17 protein-coding genes and 1 tRNA gene are annotated in these 17,866 nt (G+C 63.1%); 13 read left to right on the top strand and 5 right to left on the bottom strand.

Translation table 11 applies throughout. The annotated features are described in order from the left end of the window. Positions 1 to 75 precede the first annotated feature (75 nt). Together rsmI and AC3EML_RS04095 are read left to right on the top strand one after the other, a co-directional pair. On the top strand, positions 76 to 984 hold the full coding sequence (gene rsmI, locus AC3EML_RS04100) for a 16S rRNA (cytidine(1402)-2'-O)-methyltransferase (protein ID WP_488505161.1): 909 nt from the start codon (positions 76 to 78) through the stop codon (positions 982 to 984). Next, entirely contained in the window at positions 977 to 1,354 is a 378-nt protein-coding gene (locus AC3EML_RS04095; protein WP_488505160.1) for a YraN family protein, read from the top strand. Before rsmI ends, AC3EML_RS04095 begins: the two co-directional genes overlap by 8 nt. Positions 1,355 to 1,529: 175 nt before the next feature. Here the strand turns inward: AC3EML_RS04095 and AC3EML_RS04090 are convergent, their stop codons facing one another. After that, positions 1,530 to 2,336, bottom strand: coding sequence for an undecaprenyl-diphosphate phosphatase (locus tag AC3EML_RS04090; protein WP_023745885.1), 807 nt, complete (start codon positions 2,334 to 2,336; stop codon positions 1,530 to 1,532). Positions 2,337 to 2,505: 169 nt separating this feature from the next. Between AC3EML_RS04090 and AC3EML_RS04085 the strand changes: the two genes are divergently transcribed. From AC3EML_RS04085 to AC3EML_RS04045, 9 genes are all read left to right on the top strand, one after another. Then, positions 2,506 to 3,198, top strand: a complete 693-nt coding sequence (locus tag AC3EML_RS04085) for a glutathione S-transferase family protein (RefSeq protein ID WP_023672063.1) — start codon at positions 2,506 to 2,508, stop codon at positions 3,196 to 3,198. Next, positions 3,179 to 4,333, top strand: a complete 1,155-nt coding sequence (queG, locus tag AC3EML_RS04080; RefSeq protein WP_352520697.1) for a tRNA epoxyqueuosine(34) reductase QueG — start codon at positions 3,179 to 3,181, stop codon at positions 4,331 to 4,333. Before AC3EML_RS04085 ends, queG begins: the two co-directional genes overlap by 20 nt. Then, positions 4,330 to 5,430, top strand: a complete 1,101-nt coding sequence (locus AC3EML_RS04075; protein ID WP_352563437.1) for an SDR family oxidoreductase — start codon at positions 4,330 to 4,332, stop codon at positions 5,428 to 5,430. Before queG ends, AC3EML_RS04075 begins: the two co-directional genes overlap by 4 nt. Positions 5,431 to 5,476: 46 nt before the next feature. Beyond that, positions 5,477 to 6,559 carry a penicillin-insensitive murein endopeptidase gene (mepA, locus tag AC3EML_RS04070; protein ID WP_373420153.1) on the top strand — a complete coding sequence of 361 codons (1,083 nt, stop codon included), beginning with the start codon at positions 5,477 to 5,479 and terminating at the stop codon, positions 6,557 to 6,559. Positions 6,560 to 6,696: 137 nt separating this feature from the next. Next, a complete protein-coding gene (locus AC3EML_RS04065) occupies positions 6,697 to 7,716 on the top strand; it encodes a glucokinase (RefSeq protein WP_352520699.1) in 1,020 nt (339 codons plus the stop codon). A 279-nt stretch (positions 7,717 to 7,995) separates the two neighbouring features. Further along, entirely contained in the window at positions 7,996 to 9,855 is a 1,860-nt protein-coding gene (locus AC3EML_RS04060; RefSeq protein WP_352520700.1) for an ABC transporter ATP-binding protein, read from the top strand. Beyond that, positions 9,852 to 10,673, top strand: coding sequence for a 4-hydroxy-tetrahydrodipicolinate reductase (gene dapB, locus AC3EML_RS04055; protein WP_023747442.1), 822 nt, complete (start codon positions 9,852 to 9,854; stop codon positions 10,671 to 10,673). The genes AC3EML_RS04060 and dapB overlap by 4 nt, the downstream gene beginning before the upstream one ends. A gap of 27 nt (positions 10,674 to 10,700) precedes the next feature. Beyond that, a complete protein-coding gene (locus AC3EML_RS04050) occupies positions 10,701 to 11,321 on the top strand; it encodes a 2,3-bisphosphoglycerate-dependent phosphoglycerate mutase (protein WP_352520701.1) in 621 nt (206 codons plus the stop codon). Positions 11,322 to 11,571: 250 nt separating this feature from the next. Next, positions 11,572 to 11,656: transfer RNA gene (locus AC3EML_RS04045), tRNA-Leu, on the top strand. Positions 11,657 to 11,758: 102 nt separating this feature from the next. Here AC3EML_RS04045 and AC3EML_RS04040 read toward each other — a convergent pair. The 3 genes from AC3EML_RS04040 to AC3EML_RS04030 all read right to left on the bottom strand — a co-directional run bounded on the left by AC3EML_RS04040 (position 11,759) and on the right by AC3EML_RS04030 (position 12,889). Next, positions 11,759 to 12,103 carry a low affinity iron permease family protein gene (locus AC3EML_RS04040; protein WP_023672069.1) on the bottom strand — a complete coding sequence of 115 codons (345 nt, stop codon included), beginning with the start codon at positions 12,101 to 12,103 and terminating at the stop codon, positions 11,759 to 11,761. Between the two features lie 198 nt (positions 12,104 to 12,301). Continuing rightward, a complete protein-coding gene (locus tag AC3EML_RS04035) occupies positions 12,302 to 12,610 on the bottom strand; it encodes a DUF1236 domain-containing protein (protein ID WP_023681217.1) in 309 nt (102 codons plus the stop codon). A gap of 48 nt (positions 12,611 to 12,658) precedes the next feature. Then, entirely contained in the window at positions 12,659 to 12,889 is a 231-nt protein-coding gene (locus AC3EML_RS04030; RefSeq protein WP_033001362.1) for a hypothetical protein, read from the bottom strand. Positions 12,890 to 13,095: 206 nt separating this feature from the next. Between AC3EML_RS04030 and AC3EML_RS04025 the strand changes: the two genes are divergently transcribed. Next, the gene (locus tag AC3EML_RS04025; protein ID WP_023681215.1) at positions 13,096 to 13,395 is read left to right on the top strand and encodes a DUF1236 domain-containing protein; all 300 of its coding nucleotides are present in this window, start codon (positions 13,096 to 13,098) and stop codon (positions 13,393 to 13,395) included. Positions 13,396 to 13,442: 47 nt separating this feature from the next. Here the strand turns inward: AC3EML_RS04025 and AC3EML_RS04020 are convergent, their stop codons facing one another. Then, on the bottom strand, positions 13,443 to 14,108 hold the full coding sequence (locus tag AC3EML_RS04020) for a hypothetical protein (protein WP_352520702.1): 666 nt from the start codon (positions 14,106 to 14,108) through the stop codon (positions 13,443 to 13,445). Between the two features lie 445 nt (positions 14,109 to 14,553). Here AC3EML_RS04020 and AC3EML_RS04015 point away from each other — a divergent pair, with 445 nt between their 5' ends. Continuing rightward, positions 14,554 to 17,745 carry an amino acid permease gene (locus tag AC3EML_RS04015; RefSeq protein WP_352520703.1) on the top strand — a complete coding sequence of 1,064 codons (3,192 nt, stop codon included), beginning with the start codon at positions 14,554 to 14,556 and terminating at the stop codon, positions 17,743 to 17,745. The last annotated feature ends 121 nt before the right edge of the window (positions 17,746 to 17,866 follow it).

The following is a 17,866-nucleotide window of genomic DNA, read 5'->3' as shown; positions in this document are numbered from 1 at the left end:
CAGGTTTGGCCCGACGTTCGGGAGTTTTGCAACCCGGCGCGCGCCATGCCAAACAGGGCGAAATGGAGAGACCCGGTGACCGGCGAGAAACGCAGCTATGTGATCGGGCAGACCGAGGTCGCAGTCCGGCCGCTGGCGCCGGCGCTGTATCTGGTGGCGACGCCGATCGGCAACCTCTCCGACATCACGCTGCGCGCCTTGGAAACGCTGGCTGCCGCCGACATAGTCGCCTGCGAGGACACCCGCGTCTCACGCGTGCTGCTCGACCGCTACGGCATCCGCAGGCGCACAACCGCCTATCACGAACACAATGCCGGCGAGGCGGGACCGAAGCTGATCGCAGCACTCGAGGCCGGGCAGAGCGTGGCGCTGATTTCGGATGCCGGCACGCCGCTGATCTCCGACCCAGGCTACCGGCTGGTCGGCGAAGCGCTGGAGCACGGCCTGCGCGTGGTGCCGATCCCCGGCCCATCGGCGCCGCTGGCGGCGCTGACTGCGTCGGGCCTGCCGTCCGACGCCTTCCTGTTTGCGGGGTTTTTGCCGGTGAAATCTGGGCAGCGGCTGACCAGGCTGGAGACCTTCAAGACGGTGCCGGCAACGCTGATCTTCTTCGAGTTGCCACGCCGGCTGGCCGATACGCTGCTTGCGATGGTCGAGGCGCTGGGTGGTGGGCGCAAGGCCGCCATCGGCCGCGAGCTGACCAAGACTTTTGAAGAGATGCGGACGGGAACGCTGCAGGCGCTGGCCGACCACTATGCGGCGGCTGACACGCCGAAGGGCGAGATCGTCATCTGCGTCGGGCCCGCCGAGATCAAGGCCGACCAACCCGCCGACATCGACAGGCTGCTGCTGTCGCTGGCCGCCGAAATGCCGGCGTCCAAGGCGGCGGCGGAAGCGGCGAAGATGACAGGCGGGCAGAAGCAGTCGCTCTACCGCCGGCTGCTGGAACTCAGGGATGCGGTTGGAGAAGGCGAAGGTGGCTGAGCGCCCGGCCGCCAGCCGCCAAAAAGCCTATCGGCGCGGCCATCGCGGCGAGTGGCTGGCGGCGGCGGCGCTGATGCTGAAAGGTTATCGCATCCTCGCCCGCCGGCATCGCACCCGCTTCGGCGAGATCGACCTGATCGCCAGGCGCGGCGACCTGGTGCTGTTCGTCGAGGTCAAGGCGCGGCGCACGCTGATGGAAGCGATGGAGGCGATTGGCCACGAATTGGAGCGCCGCATCGAGGGCGCGGCCGACATCTGGCTGTCGCGCCAACCGGATTATGGCAGATTGTCGATGCGCTTCGACATGATCGCGGTGCTGCCCTGGCGCTGGCCTGTGCATGTCGAGAACGCGTTTTATGGGAGGAGTTAGCGGCCTTTACCCTCCCCCTTGTGGGGAGGGTCGGTGAGCAAGCGACGCGTCGTTGGCGAAACGGGGCGGGGGTGTGGCGCCGACCCCCACCCCGATCCGCTTTGCGGATCGACTGACCGGGGCGAGCCGCCTGTCTCGCCCGTCCTTCGGACCCCCACAAGGGGGAGGGTAAAGCTCACCCCCAGATCATCAGCGCCACCAACCCCACAGTGCCCACCACCAGGCGCCACCAGCCGAAGAGCGAGTAGCCGTTGCGCGAGACGTAATCGAGCAGGAAGCGCACGACGATCAGCGCGGTAACGAAGGCGGCGACGAAGCCGATGGCGATGATCGGCAGATCGGCGCTGCTCAGCACGTTGCGGTTCTTGAACAGATCGAAGGCGAAGGCGCCGACCATGGTCGGTATGGCGAGGAAGAAGGAGAATTCCGCCGCCGCGCGCTTGTCGACGCCCAGCAGCAGCGCGCCGACGATGGTCGAACCGGAGCGCGACGTCCCGGGGATCAGCGACAGGCACTGGAACAGGCCGATTTGCAAATAAAGCCTTGTCGGGAAGCGCTCGACGTCGCGGTAGACCGGCTGCAGCTTCATGCGGTCGACGACCAGCAGCACGACGCCGCCGATGATCAGCATGATGCAGATCAGCCTTGGCGATTCGAACAGCACCGTCTTGATGAAATCATGCGCCAGCGCGCCGATGATGGCGGCCGGCAGGAAGGCAATCAGGATGCCGATGACGAAATGCCGCGTCAGCCGATCATGCGGCAGGTCGAGCAGCATCTGCCACAGGCGGCGGAAATAGACGCTGAGGATCGCCAGGATGGCGCCGAGCTGTATCAGGATCTCGAAGGCCTTGCCGGTGGAATGGAAGCCGAGGAAATGGCCGGCGAGCAGGATATGGCCGGTCGAGGAGACCGGGATGAACTCGGTCAGCCCCTCCAGCAGGCCGAGCAGCAGGGCTTCGACGATGGTGTGGCTATCCATGGCAACCTCGGGATTCAAGGGACGGAAGGAAACGGCTGGCAAAAGGGCTTGCTTGTCACGGCGCGGAAGTCCCCCTATAGGTCGCAGCACCGTGACGGCCGCATGACGGGCCGCCAAGACTTACCGGTGCGGACGGCGATTCGCCAGTGCGCCTTAATATCGCGGAATCATGCTGACGCTTTTCCATCACCCGATGTTCGCCACCTGCCGCTTCGTGCGCCTCGCCTTCGGCGAATATGGCGAGGAGCTGGCGCTGATCGAGGAAAAACCGTGGACGCGGCGCAAGGAGTTTTTGGCGCTGAACCCCGCCGGCACCTTGCCTATCCTGCTGGCCGAAGGCGACGTGCCGATCGTCGGCGCCATGGTGATCGCGGAATATCTCGACGAAACACGTGGTGTCCTGAAGCGCGACAAGCGCCTGTTTGCGGAAGACCCGATGCAGCGCGCCGAAATCCGCCGCCTGACCGACTGGTATCTCAACAAGGCCGAGAGCGAAGTGACCCGGCATCTGGTGCGCGAGCGCGTGCTGAAGCCGGTGATGCCGGAAACGGCGGGCGGCGGTTCCCCCGATTCGGCGGCGATCCGCGCGGCGCGCGCCAACATTCGCCAGCACATGAAGTACACCAACTGGCTGGCCGGCACCCGTCATTGGCTGGCCGGCAGCAAGGTCACCTATGCCGACCTGGCGGCAGCGGCGACGCTGTCGGTGCTGGATTATCTCGGCGAGATCGATTGGCGCGAGCATGCCGCGGCGCGCGAATGGTACACGCGGGTGAAATCGCGGCCGTCGTTCCGGCCGCTGCTCTCCGACCGGGTGCGCGGCCTGTCGCCGGTGTCGCATTATGCGGACCTCGACTTCTAGAAGCCAAACCCTGCGCGCGCTGGTCGACGCCGAGGCGCGGCGCGCCGGCTTCGATGCGGTTGCCGTCACCACGCCCGATGCGATCCCGCTGGCGCCAGCCAGATTGGCCGAATTCGTCGCCGATGGTTTTCACGGTTCGATGGCGTGGATTGCGGAGACGCTTCAACGCCGCAGCGAGCCTTCGACGCTGTGGCCCGAGGTGCGCTCGATCATCGTGCTGGCAATGAATTACGGCCCCGACCACGATCCGCGTGCGCTGCAGGCAAGGCGCGATCGCGGCGCGATCTCGGTCTATGCGCAAAACCGCGACTATCACGAGGTGATGAAGGGCCGGCTGAAGGAGATCGCCGGCAAGATCGTCGCGCGGGCCGGCGGCGACGTGAAGGTTTTCGTCGATACGGCCCCGGTTATGGAAAAGCCGCTGGCTGAGGCCGCCGGGCTCGGCTGGCAAGGCAAGCACACCAATCTGGTCAGCCGCGAGCACGGCTCCTGGCTGTTTCTCGGCACCATCTTCACCACGGCGGAGCTCACGCCAGATGCGACCGAGGTAGACCATTGCGGTTCCTGCCGCGCCTGTCTCGACGCCTGCCCGACCGATGCCTTTCCGGCGCCCTACCGGCTCGATGCCAGGCGCTGCATCTCCTACCTGACCATCGAGAACAAGGGGCCGATCCCGCAAGAATTCCGCGAAAAGATCGGCAACCGCATCTATGGCTGCGACGATTGTCTCGCCGCCTGCCCGTGGAACAAGTTCGCCCGCGCCGCCTCGGAGGCCAAGCTCGCCGCGCGCGATGAACTGCGCGAACCGCCGCTGGCGGAACTGTTGCAGCTGGACGACACGGCGTTCCGGACCTTTTTCTCCGGCTCGCCGATCAAGCGCATCGGCCGCGATCGCTTTGTCCGCAACGTGCTGGTTGCCGCCGGCAATTCCGGCGATGTTTCGCTGGCCGGCCCGGTGCGCGATCTGCTTGGCGATGCCTCGCCGCTGGTGCGCGGCGCGGCGATCTGGGCGCTGGCGCAGCTGGTGCCGGCCGCCGAATTCAACAGGCAGGCGGCGATCTACTCGAACACCGAAACCGACACGACAGTGCGGGAGGAATGGCTGTCCGCATTGCCAATTGAGGCGCACGCATGAGCGAAAAACAGGTTTTTATCTTCGGCGCCGGCTATTCGGGCAAAGCCTTTGCACGGGCCAATGCGGGCTGGCACGGTTTGCGCACTACGAATACCCCCACCCCTAACCCCTCCCCACAAGGGGGAGGGGAACTCGCGGAAGCGCCTACATTGGCAGACCCAGCGACTGGGATCGGTAAGAGCGCGCGGCAGCGTTCCCTCCCCCTTGTGGGGAGGGGTAGTGTGGGCGCCCCTCTTCACAAGAATCTCATTTTTGGCACCACGCGCTCATCGGAAAAATTCGACGCGCTGCGGCAGGCCGGCATCGCGCCGCTGCTGTTCGACGGCGCCCTGACCCCTGAAATCGGCGATGCGCTGGAAAAGACCACCCATCTCGTCGTCTCCGTGGCACCGGAGGAGGCCGGCGACCCTGTGCTTCTCGCCGCGCGCAAGGCGATCGAGGCGATGCCGGCGCTTCGCTGGATCGGCTATCTCTCGACCGTCGGCGTCTATGGCAATTATGACGGTGCCTGGGTCGATGAAACGGCCGAGTGCCGGCCGGTGTCGAAACGCTCGTCGATGCGAGTGGCGGCCGAGCGGGACTGGCTGCAGCTTGGCCTCGAGACCGGCAAGCCGGTGGCGATCCTGCGGCTTTCCGGCATTTACGGGCCGGGTCGCAACGCGCTGGTCAATCTGGAAAACGGCACGGCCAGGCGGCTGGTCAAGCCCGACCAGGTGTTCAACCGCATCCATTGCGACGACATCGCCGGCGCGCTCTGGCACCTCATCGGTGGCAATAGAGGCGGCATTTTCAACGTCACCGATGACGAGCCGGCGCCGCCGCAGGATGTCGTCGCCTATGCCGCTTCGCTGATGGGCGTCGAGCCGCCGCCGGAGATTCCTTTCGAGACCGCCCAACTTTCGCCCATGGCGCGGTCCTTCTATGGCGAGAACAAGCGCGTCGCCAACGCCGCGATCAAGGCAGCGGGCTACCGGTTCCGCTATCCGGACTACCGCCAGGCGTTCGATCGGATGTGGGCCGACGGCAGCTGGCGCGACGGCGAGCCGCGCAGCCCGATGAAGGTAGATAATCGAAACGCGAGCCCGAGGGTGATATGATTCGATTGTGTTGCGGACTTTTGCAGTGGGGTTCATGACGATTTCGATGCGATCCTTGACTGGCAGACGGCCGTTCCTGACGGCGGCGCTGGCGATCGTGGCGCTGGCCGGGCTGGTGGCGGGCGCAATCACGGCCGAGCCACGGGCAAAAGACCTGTTCGGCGCCAAGAAGCTGCCGGCGGTGGCTGCGGCGCAATCCTTCGGCTTCTATTCAAAGGGCTGCTTCACTGGCGGCGTCGCCATTCCGATGGACGGCCAGAACTGGGAGGTGATGCGTCCCTCGCGCAACCGGCGCTGGGGTCATCCAACGATGATTGCGCTGATCGAGAAACTGTCGCGCGATGCCGCCGCCGACGGCTGGCCGGGGCTTCTGATCGGCGACATTTCGCAGCCGCGCGGCGGGCCGATGCTGACCGGGCACGCCTCGCACCAGATCGGCCTCGACGCCGACATCTGGCTGACGCCGATGCCCGACCGCAAGCTTACGACCCAGGAGCGCGAAAACATCAGCGCCACGCTGATGGTCGACGACAAGACGCATCTGGTGAAGGACAGGCTGTGGAAGCCGATACATACCAAGCTGTTGAAGCGCGCCGCGAGCTATCCGGAAGTCGAGCGCATCCTGGTCAATCCAGGCATCAAGAAGAAGCTGTGCGACACCGTCACCGGCGACCGTACCTGGCTGAGAAAAATCCGGCCGTTCTGGGGCCATGACTATCATTTCCACATCCGCATCGGCTGCCAGCCGGGTTCGCCCAACTGCAAGGGACAGGAAGCGACGCCCGACGATGACGGCTGCGGCAAGCCGCTGGCCTGGTGGTTTACCGAGGAGCCGTGGCGCCCCAACAAGAACCCGGATGCGCCCAAGGCGCGCGACCTGATGACGATGGCGAACCTGCCGAAACAATGCCAGTTCGTGCTTGACCAGCCCGACGCGGACTCGGCCGAAGCCGTCACCTATCGCGGCGGCGGCGTGCCGATCGCCGCCAGGGCGCCGGAACCCGACGCGCCTCCGCCTATTGCGGGCAATGCGGGCGGCTTGCCAAACGCAGCCAACGCCTTCACCGCCACGCCGGAGATCGGCATTCCCCTGCCAAGGCGACGGCCGCCGGCAAACGTCGGACAGTGATGGCGAACTGACGCTTTCCCTTTCCGGGGCCATGCGCTAGTCAATCGATTGAACACCGGGCGATTGAACACCGGGCGATTGAAAAACCGGGCGATTGAAACGGTCGCAACGGCGCCGCAAAGGGGACGAGCAAGAGCATGTCAGGCGACGACGACACCGCGTTGCGGTTTCCAGTGCTGATCGGCGACATCGGCGGCACCAATGCGCGCTTTTCGATCGTGATCGACGCAAATTCGGAAGCCGGTGAGCCGCATATCGTGCAAACCGCCAATTTCGCCACCATAGACGAGGCGATCCAGGCGGCGGTGCTCGACCAGTCGTCCATCCGGCCGAATTCGGCAGTGCTGGCCATCGCCGGACCAGTCGATGGCGACGAGATCCCGCTTACCAATTGTCCCTGGGTGGTGAAGCCGAAGCAGATGTTTGCCAATCTGGGCCTGGGCGACATCGTCGTGCTCAACGATTTCGAGGCGCAGGCGCTGGCCGTCGTGGCGCTCGGCGAAGAGCACATGGAAAAGATCGGCGGCGGCACGCCGGAGGAGAATGCCGGACGCGTCGTGCTCGGTCCCGGCACCGGCCTCGGCGTCGCCGGGTTGGTTCATGCCCTCCATCACTGGATACCGGTGCCTGGCGAAGGCGGCCACATGGATATCGGTCCGCGGACGCCGCGCGATTTCGAGGTGTTCCCGCATATCGAAAAGCTGGACGGCCGCATTTCGGGCGAGCAGATCCTGTGCGGGCGCGGTCTGGTCAATGTCTACCGGGCGGCCGCCAAGGCCGACGGCAAGCCGGCGCCGTTCACCACGCCGGCCGAAATCACCGGGGCGGCGCTGGCCAAGACCGACCCGGTTGCCGAGGAAGCGCTGGCGCTGTTCGTCACCTGCCTCGGCCGCACCGCCGGCGACCTCGCGCTGGTGTTCATGAGCCGCGGCGGCGTGTTTTTGACCGGCGGCATCGCGCAAAAGATCGTGCCCGCGCTGAAGGAAGGCAATTTCCGCGCCGCCTTCGAGGACAAGGCGCCGCACAGCGCGCTGATGGCCTCGATGCCGGTCTATGTCATCACCCACCCGCTGGCGGCACTTCTGGGCCTTGCCGCCTATGCCCGCAACCCTTCGCTGTTCGGCGTCCAGACCGCGGGGCGGCGCTGGCGGGCATGATCCATTTCGTCCCGAAAACGGGTATTTTCCTGGAAATGGCTGCCGCTTTCGTGACCCCAACCTCGGGCCGCGACGAAGTTTCGCCATAGGCAAGCCGTAGCCGGGGCGCTAAGAGGGGCCGAATTCCAGCCTGGCATCCCTAGGGCCGGATGATTTCAGATCGAATTGACCTGAAATCTGAATCCGGCTCTAAATCAAAGAGATAGAGCATGATGTCGTCCGAAAACCGCTTCACACTTTTCGGCATCATGCTCTAGCAAACCACGAAGCGCCCGCGATTTGACCGCTCAAAGTCCACTCAAACTGAAAGTCCAGCCAGCTGAGGTCACTGCGGTGCTGCGCCGCATCCTGGCCGAAAACGGTAGTGAATATCGCTGGACCTATGTCGTTGCCGTCGGCTGCCTGCTGATTGTTTCCGCCACCACAGCCTTCACGGCGTGGATCATGGCCCCGATGATCAACGAGATCTTCTACGAACGACGCGGCGACATGATCGTCTGGATCTGCGCCGGGTTCATGGCCGCCTCCGTGCTGCGCGGCTTCGCCGGTTACGGCCAGGCGGTCGCGTTGGCCAAGATCGGCAACAATCTGGTCGCCCGCTACCAGAAGCGCAGCTTCGACCATCTGATGAAGCTCGGCGTCGACTTCTTCAACGATACGCGTTCCGGTCGGCTGGCGGCACAGGTCAACGAGAATGTCGGCGGCGTTCGCGATCTGCTGTCGCTGACGCTGACCTCCATCAGCCGCGACGCGGTCTCGCTGATCGCCCTCGTCGGCGTCATGATCTACCAGGATCCGGTGTTGTCGCTCAGCTCGCTGCTGATCGGGCCGCCGCTGATCTGGGCCGTCGTCTACATCACCCGCCGATTGCGGCGCATCAACCGGGAATCGGTGCTGATCAACTCGCGGCTGAACGGGTCCGTACAGGAGGCCACGCAAGGCATCGCCATCGTCAAGGCCTTCACCCTGGAAGCCGAGCTGGCGCGCCGGATCGGCATCATGGCCGATACGGCCGAGCAGCGTAACAACAAGATCGCCCGGGTCGCGGAGCGGCTGTCGCCGATTTCCGAGATTTTGGGCGGTCTCGCCATTACCTCCGTCCTTGCCTATTCCGGCTACCGGGCGCTGGTGCTCGGACAACCACCAGGCGCTGTGTTTTCCTTCATCACCGCGCTGATCATGGCCTACGATCCGGCACGGCGCCTGGCTCGTACGCAGGTCGGTATGGAACGTGCCCTGGTCAACGCCCGGATGATTTACGAGCTGCTCGACCTGGAGCCTAAACAGGGCGATGCGCCCGACGCGGTCGAAGCCAGGATCACCACCGGCGAGGTTCGCTTCGACAATGTGACGTTCGGCTACAGCGCCGACATGCCGGTGATCAGGAACCTGAGTTTCACCGCCGCGGCCGGCAAGGTTACGGCGGTGGTCGGGGCCTCGGGTGCCGGCAAGACGACGCTCGTGGCGCTGCTGCAGCGCTTCTACGATGTCGACAAGGGTTCGATCGAGATCGATGGCCAGGACATTTCCAAAGTCACCAAGCACTCGCTGCGCGGCTCGATCGCCTATGTCTCGCAGGCGCCCTATGTGTTCGAAGGCAGCATACGCGACAACATCCGTTTTGGCCGACTTTCGGCGACCGACGCCGAGATCGAGCGGGCGGCGGTGCTGGCGGCGGCCGACGAGTTCATCCGTCAGCAGCCGCAGGGCTACGACACGCCCGTCGGCGAGGGCGGCTCGACACTTTCCGGCGGCCAGCGCCAGCGCGTCTCGATTGCGCGGGCGATCGTGCGCAACGCGCCGATCCTTTTGCTCGACGAAGCGACCTCGGCGCTCGACAACGAGGCCGAGGCGCGCGTCCAGGAGGCGCTGACCCATGTGATGGAAGGGCGCACCACCATCGTGATAGCGCATCGCCTGTCGACGGTCGTCAACGCCGACCACATTATCGTGCTTGAAGAGGGGCGCCTGGTCGAGGAAGGCACCCATGCCGCACTGATGGCCGATCCAAACAGTGTCTACGCCCGCTTCCACCGCATTCAAGGCAAGAACGGACTGGGGCTTGTCGACGACTCGAAGCCCGTCCAAACTCCGGTCCGGCGCAGCCGCGCCAAGAAGGCGGTGGGGAGAACAGCATGAGCGAATCCAGCGAAATGGGCCTGGTGGTGGTGGGGGCGGCCGGCCGCATGGGCCAGACGCTGATCCGCGCCATCCATTCGATCCCCGGCGCCCGCGTCGTCGGCGCGGTCGAACGAACCGGATCGCCCTATCTCGGCAGGGATGCGGGCGAGCTTGCCGGCATCGGCATCATCAATGTGACGATCGGCGACGATCCGCTGCCGGTGTTCGCCAAGGCCGACGGCGTGCTCGATTTCACCATGCCGGCAGCCACCGTCGAATTCGCAGGCTATGCCGCGCAGGCACGCATTGCCCATGTCATCGGCACCACCGGCTGCTCGGCGGAAGACGACGCCAGGATCGAGGCCGCGGCGCGCCACGCGACGATCGTCAAATCCGGCAATATGAGCCTCGGCGTCAATCTTCTGGCGGTGCTGGTCGGGCAGGCCGCGCGCGCGCTCGGTCCAGAGGATTTCGACATCGAGATCCTCGAAATGCATCACAAGCACAAGGTCGACGCGCCCTCGGGCACCGCCTTGCTGCTCGGCGAAGCGGCGGCGGCGGGACGCGGCATTTCCCTTGCCGGCAACGATGTGCGGTCACGCGACGGCCATACCGGCGTGCGCAAGCCAGGAACGATCGGCTTTGCCAGCTTGCGCGGTGGCTCGGTGGTCGGCGACCACAGCGTCATCCTGGCCGGGACCGGCGAGCGCATCACGCTGTCGCACCATGCCGAGGACCGCGCCATCTTTGCCCGCGGCGCGGTCAAGGCCGCGCTCTGGGCGCGCGGTAAAAAGCCCGGACTTTATTCCATGCGGGACGTGCTCGGCTTGAGCTAAACCATCCATAATTTTGAAGGAGCAAACATGTCGGGAACTCTCGTGCTCGTGCGCCACGGCCAGAGCGAATGGAACCTGAAGAACCTGTTCACCGGCTGGCGCGATGTCGACCTTACCGAGCAGGGCCACAAGGAGGCCAAGGAAGCCGGCCAGAAGCTCAAGGCACGCGGCTTGAAATTCGACATTGCCTTCACCTCGGCGCTGATCCGGGCGCAGAAGACCTGCCAGCACATTCTCGACGCGGTCGGCCAGAGCGATTTGAAGACGATCCGCGACCAGGCGCTGAACGAGCGCGACTATGGCGATCTCTCCGGCCTCAACAAGGACGACGCGCGCCAGAAGTGGGGCGAGGAGCAGGTGCACATCTGGCGCCGCTCCTACGACGTGCCGCCGCCCGGCGGCGAAAGCCTGAAGGACACCGGCGCCCGCGTCTGGCCCTATTATCTTCACGACATGCAGTCGCATGTGCTGAAGGGTGGCACCGTGCTGGTCGCCGCGCATGGCAATTCGCTGCGCGCACTGATCATGGCGCTGGACGGCAAGAGCGGCGAGGAGATCGTCAAGCTCGAGCTCGGCACCGGCGTGCCGGTGATCTACAAGCTCAACGCCGATTCCAGTGTGGCGTCGAAGGACGTGCTGGAGGGGTGAGGTTTTCGGCCAACTCATTCGCCGAGTCGGCGCTGCCCCTCATTGCCAGCCTCGGCGCTCTTCTTGTGACGCAGGTGACCGGCGAAGATCATCGATGAGAGCGCCCCTCTCCCCGTCACTGTGCGGGGAGAGGATGCCGGCAGGCAGGTGAGGGGCGGCGTTGACCCCCGGGAAACTAAGCCGGCAGGCTGCGGCCCTCGAAAAAGCGCGTTGACACATATCGTTTGCCCGCTTACATGAGCCCGCACCAGCCCAGATGGCGGAATTGGTAGACGCGCACGGTTCAGGTCCGTGTTCCGCAAGGAGTGGAGGTTCGAGTCCTCTTCTGGGCACCAAATTCCCGTTTCGGATAAGTCCGAAATGATTTAGACGCGAAGCAAAAAAGCTCGGTTTTCCGGGCTTTTTTGTTGATGGATGACAGATAGTCCAGCGGAGGGTCAATGCGGCGGGCGAACCGCTTTCATTGCTTCTTCTTCGAGTGTCTGGAGCTTCTCCCGAATCTCCTCCGGCTCGGCATGCTCCAAGCCGACGACATCGTTTCTGGTCTCATTCAGCGAAACGATAATCTCATCAAGCTTGGCGTGAATGGCGGCCGTGTCGCGGTAACCCTGGATCAGCACAACGCCGGTGATCACGATGGCCGCTACCGACAATGCGTAGGTGACCACATTGGTCAGGCCGAATGGCACCAATGCAGTACAGAGCAGCATGGCTACAAGAAGGACATAGAAGCCCGGTGGCCGGGATAGAAAGTCGCCCATCACAAACAGGAAGCGATTCATATCCAGGCCGCGGTCAAAAATGCCACGAGTGCGGTGACGGCTACGCAAATTGGAATTGCCGCGAGTAAGGCAGCTTCCAGGACCCAAGTTTCCTTGTCGCTAAACATCAGACATCCTCCCGTTGAGAAAAGGCTGCCCGTAGACTTTCACAGGGCAGCCACAGCCCGCCGCTCCAGACCGGAGCGGCGGGCTCGCGCGTTATTCGATGATCTGCACGACCTTGCGCGTGTCGGGATCGACGAGAACCGCATGATCTCCGACAACCGTATACTTGTAGCGGACATCCGGAACGTCGATTGCGTGGAGCTCGACAGTGTCTGGAAGTGCCGTGCCGACATTGAGTTCGACGCCGAGCAAACTGACTGAGGCCAGCTTCTGCTTATGGATATATTCGCGAATGACCGTCTGTTGTTCGGGCTTGAGAACAATAACGTCCTCGGCAAACGAGGTGCCGATGCCCGCCATAAGGACGAGGGCGCCGGCGGCGCTGACGAAATATCTGGTCATGGGAATTTCCTTTTCATAGGTCAGTTCGGAAGCGTGGATACGAGCAGATCAGCCGCCACTCGCAGGGGCTGGGGCAGGTGCCGCAGGCTTTGCGGGTGCAGCCGGAGCTTCCACCTTTGGCGCTTCAACCTTGACGTTGATATCCTTGCCGCCGTCGCCGCGGATATTGATGACGCCGGTAAAAATAAGCAATACTACGACTGCAATAAGTGCAAGAACAACAGCAATTGCAGTGCCGCCCCCACCACCAGAATTAACAACAGTTGGGCCGTCGGCCATGTGTTCCTCTCCTGTTTTATTTAGTTGCATTTGGGAAACGCCTGCCCCGCTTGAACGTTCCGCCTCGGGACTTGGGTCTTAGCTGATATCCGACTTTGGTCTGGTTCGCCGCGGACTGAAGTCACAGGAACAATCTGGCTGATCTCAAGTTCGGTCCCTCGGCGAACAGGCGTGGTGCCGTCGCCGGATTACGCGAGGAGAAAACCATGAAAATCCACTTTGCAAGTGCCGCTGCAGGCTTGTTGCTTTTGGCTGGGGTCGGCGCCGCCGCAGCTCAGGATGTCGTCATCACACCGGAGCAGGATACGGTCGTCCGCGAATACGTAAAAAAGCAGCCGCTGGCCTCGGTGAAGATCCCGGGCGTGGAGCTGAACGTCGGCAGTGCCTTGCCTGATACGGTCGAGCTGCACGAAGTTCCCAACGTCAAATACCGCTACGTCGTGGTCGACAACCGCACCGTCCTGGTCGATCCCAGCACCCGGAAAATTGTGAAGGTCTACGACTGATCGAATAGCTGCCGCCCGCCGCCGGCCATGGCGGCGGGCAGCGGATTTCACATTGCGATCCAGGATGATCGAAGATGATCGATGACGTCGAGACATCGCCAGCCCTTGATACCCGCTTGGGTTCTCTCAGGGCGAGAATGCGCGATGCGCGCATAACAGAGGCCGACATGAAGACCTTTCAGAAAGTCGCATCCATCATGGTTGGCGGCAGTGGCCGCATCAGCGGCGATGACCTGATTGCAGCGTCGTTCGTCCTCGAGGACCAGCCGGAAGGCTCGTGAGGCGGAGTACTCACGTGTGCAGGCTCCCGCAACGCTGATCCCAAGTGTTCTGGTGCTGAACACATTCCTGCTACGGGCCGGCGTCGAAGGCGTGCCCGCTGGCGAGGTCGCGTCGCGCTCAAGCATCGTCCAGAACACCATGTCGCCGCATGTGACGATACCCGGCCATGCTAGCCGATGCGGGCGCCATAGAAAATCACCGCGGCCGGCAGAACCGGGCAGGCCGGTCCAGAGCGTCGCCACGCCTATGGTCAGAAATGTCACCGAGGCCATTTTGGTGCAGATCGGATGATGGTAGCGGGCGATCGCCATATCGACCGTACGGGCGCCGGCCTGGGAAGGACCCACCAGCGCGCCAAAACCGACCGCCGCGCCCAGCGTGGTCGGCGCGCTGTTGCCCTGCAACGCAGGGCTATGGGCGTGCTCGCACAAGTTAGCTCCAGCTTGAGGCACGGCGTGATGTCTTGGTCTTTGCCCGCGATGGCGAGGTACGAAGTCAAAAGCGGTCAATGTGATTAGCGATCTACAGTCGATTTCAGCCGCCTTCGGATGATAGCGCCGCAATCGCGAGATTTGTCGATAATAATCGATATTAGGCTGTATTCGCGACTATCCCTCATAGTGGGCGATTAGATAAAATTGATATGATATCCCAGATTTGAGGAGATCGATCCATTCGGGCCGGCATCAGCATGATTGAACCGCAGCTACCGCAAGTTGACAGCGATCATCGGGCGGATCTGGTTTTGTACGAAGTCTTAATACGTCTCACCTAAGGTCCAACTTTGACTTCGGGAGCGCGACGTTCGACAGACATATCTCCGCAGGTTACATTCGCCAGTCAGACAGCGCTCCGCACTCGAATGGATGTCTCTGAATGCCGGGCCTCACGCCTTCACGACCGCACCCGAGAACCTTGGGATGGATGGGCACGACAGCGCTCGCCATGGGTGGCAGCAATCAAAGCCTGTTTCTGATTGCCGCCCTTTTTGTCGGCCAGGGGAATATTCCCGGTCAAGGAAGCGCCGCGGTTCCTTTGCTCGTTGTTGGTCTGCTTCTAAGCTGGGCCGCCGCACCGGCGTGGACCGAATTGGTTCTCATGTGGCCAAACCGCGTCGGCGGTATCTCCGCAGCGTGCGCCGAAGCCTTCCGACCTTACAGTCCCGTTCTCTCGGCTCTGACGGGCACCTGCTATTGGTGGGGTTGGGTGCCGACCTGCGGACTGACAGCGGTTCTTTCAGCGTCTGCAATCCAGCAATGGTACCTGCCGGGCCTCCCCGTGGAGGCGGTCGCCTGCGGGCTTATCGCATTCTTTACGGCGGTCAACCTGTGTGGAATCAAGTGGGTGGTCCAACTGGCGATCCCGATCGCCACGGCCTCCGCGACGCTTGCGTTTCTCTCATCCCTCGTCCCGGTCATCAGTGGCTCGGTCGACTGGCGGCAGGCGACGGATTTTGCCCTGACCAGCCCGTTTACCGGCCTGTTCGGCGACATCACGTCGGTGATGGCGGGACTGTACCTGATCGGGTTTGCCGCACCGGCATTTGAGGCTGCAGCCTGCCATGTTGGCGAAACCATCGATCCCAACCGCAACATTCCTCTGGCGATGTGGGCCAGCGCCGCAATGGCGGGCGTCTATTTCCTGGTCCTGCCGGTTGTCTGGCTGGGTGTGCTTGGACCGGAGCCGCTCGGCACCGACCTCGCCATAGCTCTCGGGCCCACCTTTGCGCCCTTGTTGGGGAGTTTCGGCAAGGCGGCCGCCATCTGGCTCATCATGCTGAACATGTTCCATGGAACGTTGCAGCCATTGGCAGGCGCCGCGCGGACCCTTGCGCAGCTGAGCGAAGACGGCCTGCTGCCGAGCTTCCTGGCCAGGCGCACCTCAACAGATTGTCCCTGGGCGGCAACGCTGCTCACAGCTGCCGCGGCAATCGGCTTCATGCTGTGCGGGTATCCGCTCTGGATGATCGCCGCGGCCAATTTTACGTACCTGATCAGCATCTGCATGCCAAACATCGCAGTCTGGCTCTTGCGCCGTGACAGTCCCGAAGCCGAGCGACCCTTCCGGGCTCCCAGGGGAACGATCATCCTTGGCGTAGGCGCGGCTGCAATATGGCTGTTGACCGCCATATTGGGATTTCAGCAATTTGGCCTTCCTACCGTCCTGTTCGGTCTGGCTTTGGCATATTCGGGTGCTGCGCTCTACGCCTGGCGCACGATGGAGGATCGATACGCACTCGGTCTACCCTTGCTGCCACATACGCTTCACCTGAAGCTTACCGGAGCCATGCTTTTTGTGCTCGTGCTTGACGGTGCCGGCTATTTCCTGGCGATCGGCAGCGTTCCCCAAGGCGACACTTCATTGGTCGCCGCGCTGGAGGACATTTTTGTCGTTGTCGCGCTGCTGACCATCAGCGTTGGCCTGATCTTGCCGGGAATGATCACCCATTCGGCGACAGAGGTGAGCAACGCGGCAAAGCGTCTGACATCCGGAACGCTGAAGGACTTCTCTCTGGCCATGGTCGCCCTGGGGCGGGGAGACCTCGCGGCGGCGCATGCCTCCGTGAATATCATGCCGGTTACGGTAAACTCTCGTGACGAACTTGGAGAGATGGCCGAAAGCTTCAACCTGCTCCAGGACAAGGTGAGGGAAGCCGCCCACGGCCTGGACGACGCGCGCGAGAACATGAACGTAGCGCGCACCGAACTGATGGCACGGCATGAGGAAATCGCGCATCTCGCGCACCACGATCCGCTTACCGGCCTAGCGAACCGAGCCGCGCTTGCAGCACACCTGGCCACGACGCTCGAGCGCGCAAAAGCAACGCACGCCAGCTTTGCCGTCTTCAGCATCGACCTTGACCATTTTAAAGAGGCGAACGACGTTTTCGGGCACGCCGCCGGCGACGATCTGCTTTGCACCATTTCCCGGCGTCTCCAAACCGCGGCGCCTGAGGCCTTTATCGCGCGCATGGGCGGCGACGAATTCACGGTTGTCCTGGCCATGGATGACCGGTCCGCGAGTGCCAAGGACGTTGCGGACCGTCTGTTCGAATCGGCGGCAGGCAAATTCGAAATCCGAGGCCAGCACATTTCGATCGGGGTGAGCATCGGCGCGGCGATCTATCCGAAAGACGGAGAGAATGCCGCGGCGCTGATGGCAAATGCCGACGCAGCGCTGTACCGGGCCAAGGCGGACGGTCGTCGAATGGTGCAATTCTTCGATCCTGAGATGGATAAGAGGCTAAGAGAGCGCTACGCCTTGCAGCGAGATTTGCGCTCTGCGGTCGCCCATGGCGAACTTGTGCTTCATTATCAGCCGCAAGCCAGGATGGACGGCGAAATCTTCGGTTTCGAGGCACTCGCCCGATGGCACCATCCAAAGCATGGGCTCATCTCGCCAAACGCGTTTGTCTCGCTTGCCGAACAGGATGGCACGATCGTTGAGATAGGTGAATGGACGCTCAGGCAGGCGTGCAGAGACGCGGCCTCCTGGCCCTCACCGCTGCAGATCGCCGTCAACCTCTCTCCCGTGCAATTCCGTTTCGGGGACCTGGTAGGCCTCGTTCATTCTATCCTCTACGAGACCGGCCTTGCTCCGGGGCGGCTGGAACTGGAAATCACGGAAGGGGTTCTCATCCGCGACCGGGCAACTGCCTTGTCGGTTTTGCGGAGGTTGAAGGCGTTGGGCGTCAGGGTCTCGATGGATGATTTTGGCACCGGGTATGCCTCGCTGTCCTCGTTGCAGGCGTTTCCCTTCGACAAGATCAAGATCGATCGCAGTTTTGTTTCGGGTGTCGGCTCGAATGTCCAATCGGCCGCCATCGTGCGCACGATACTCAGCCTGGGGAATGCGCTGGCCTTGCCTGTCATCGCGGAGGGTGTCGAAACAGAGGACGAGCGTGCCTTCCTGATGAAGGAAGGATGTCCCGAAATCCAAGGATATCTGGTGGGGCGCCCGCATCCGATAGCGCTCTACAAAGATGTGACGAATGGGATTTCGCCAGGATCTGCCTTCGGGGAGCCCGAGGATACCACCGCACCTCAGGCGCTTGGCGTAACGCGATAGCCGCGGCGCCGTCCGTCGGCGCGCTGCTCTTGCAGCATACTGGTGAGCGAGGACTGCCGACGGTACTGCTCGGGCTCGCCCTTATAAAGGTCGCACTGGTCGGCGCGCTGTTTGCCTTGCA

The sequence above is a fragment of the Mesorhizobium sp. P170090 genome (assembly GCF_057786115.1).
Note: the sequence above shows the minus strand (reverse complement) of the source record. Positions and strands in the feature narration are given on the sequence as shown.

Bases quoted from the DNA above. Each gene is read 5' to 3' on its own strand.
- AC3EML_RS04090 (WP_023745885.1), bottom strand. From the start codon at position 2,336: ATGGATAGCCACACCATCGTCGAAGCCCTGCTGCTCGGCCTGCTGGAG.
- AC3EML_RS04085 (WP_023672063.1), top strand. From the start codon at position 2,506: ATGCTGACGCTTTTCCATCACCCGATGTTCGCCACCTGCCGCTTCGTG.
- queG (WP_352520697.1), top strand. From the start codon at position 3,179: ATGCGGACCTCGACTTCTAGAAGCCAAACCCTGCGCGCGCTGGTCGAC.
- AC3EML_RS04075 (WP_352563437.1), top strand. From the start codon at position 4,330: ATGAGCGAAAAACAGGTTTTTATCTTCGGCGCCGGCTATTCGGGCAAA.
- mepA (WP_373420153.1), top strand. From the start codon at position 5,477: ATGCGATCCTTGACTGGCAGACGGCCGTTCCTGACGGCGGCGCTGGCG.
- AC3EML_RS04065 (WP_352520699.1), top strand. From the start codon at position 6,697: ATGTCAGGCGACGACGACACCGCGTTGCGGTTTCCAGTGCTGATCGGC.
- dapB (WP_023747442.1), top strand. From the start codon at position 9,852: ATGAGCGAATCCAGCGAAATGGGCCTGGTGGTGGTGGGGGCGGCCGGC.
- AC3EML_RS04050 (WP_352520701.1), top strand. From the start codon at position 10,701: ATGTCGGGAACTCTCGTGCTCGTGCGCCACGGCCAGAGCGAATGGAAC.
- AC3EML_RS04040 (WP_023672069.1), bottom strand. From the start codon at position 12,103: ATGAATCGCTTCCTGTTTGTGATGGGCGACTTTCTATCCCGGCCACCG.
- AC3EML_RS04035 (WP_023681217.1), bottom strand. From the start codon at position 12,610: ATGACCAGATATTTCGTCAGCGCCGCCGGCGCCCTCGTCCTTATGGCG.
- AC3EML_RS04030 (WP_033001362.1), bottom strand. From the start codon at position 12,889: ATGGCCGACGGCCCAACTGTTGTTAATTCTGGTGGTGGGGGCGGCACT.
- AC3EML_RS04025 (WP_023681215.1), top strand. From the start codon at position 13,096: ATGAAAATCCACTTTGCAAGTGCCGCTGCAGGCTTGTTGCTTTTGGCT.
- AC3EML_RS04015 (WP_352520703.1), top strand. From the start codon at position 14,554: ATGCCGGGCCTCACGCCTTCACGACCGCACCCGAGAACCTTGGGATGG.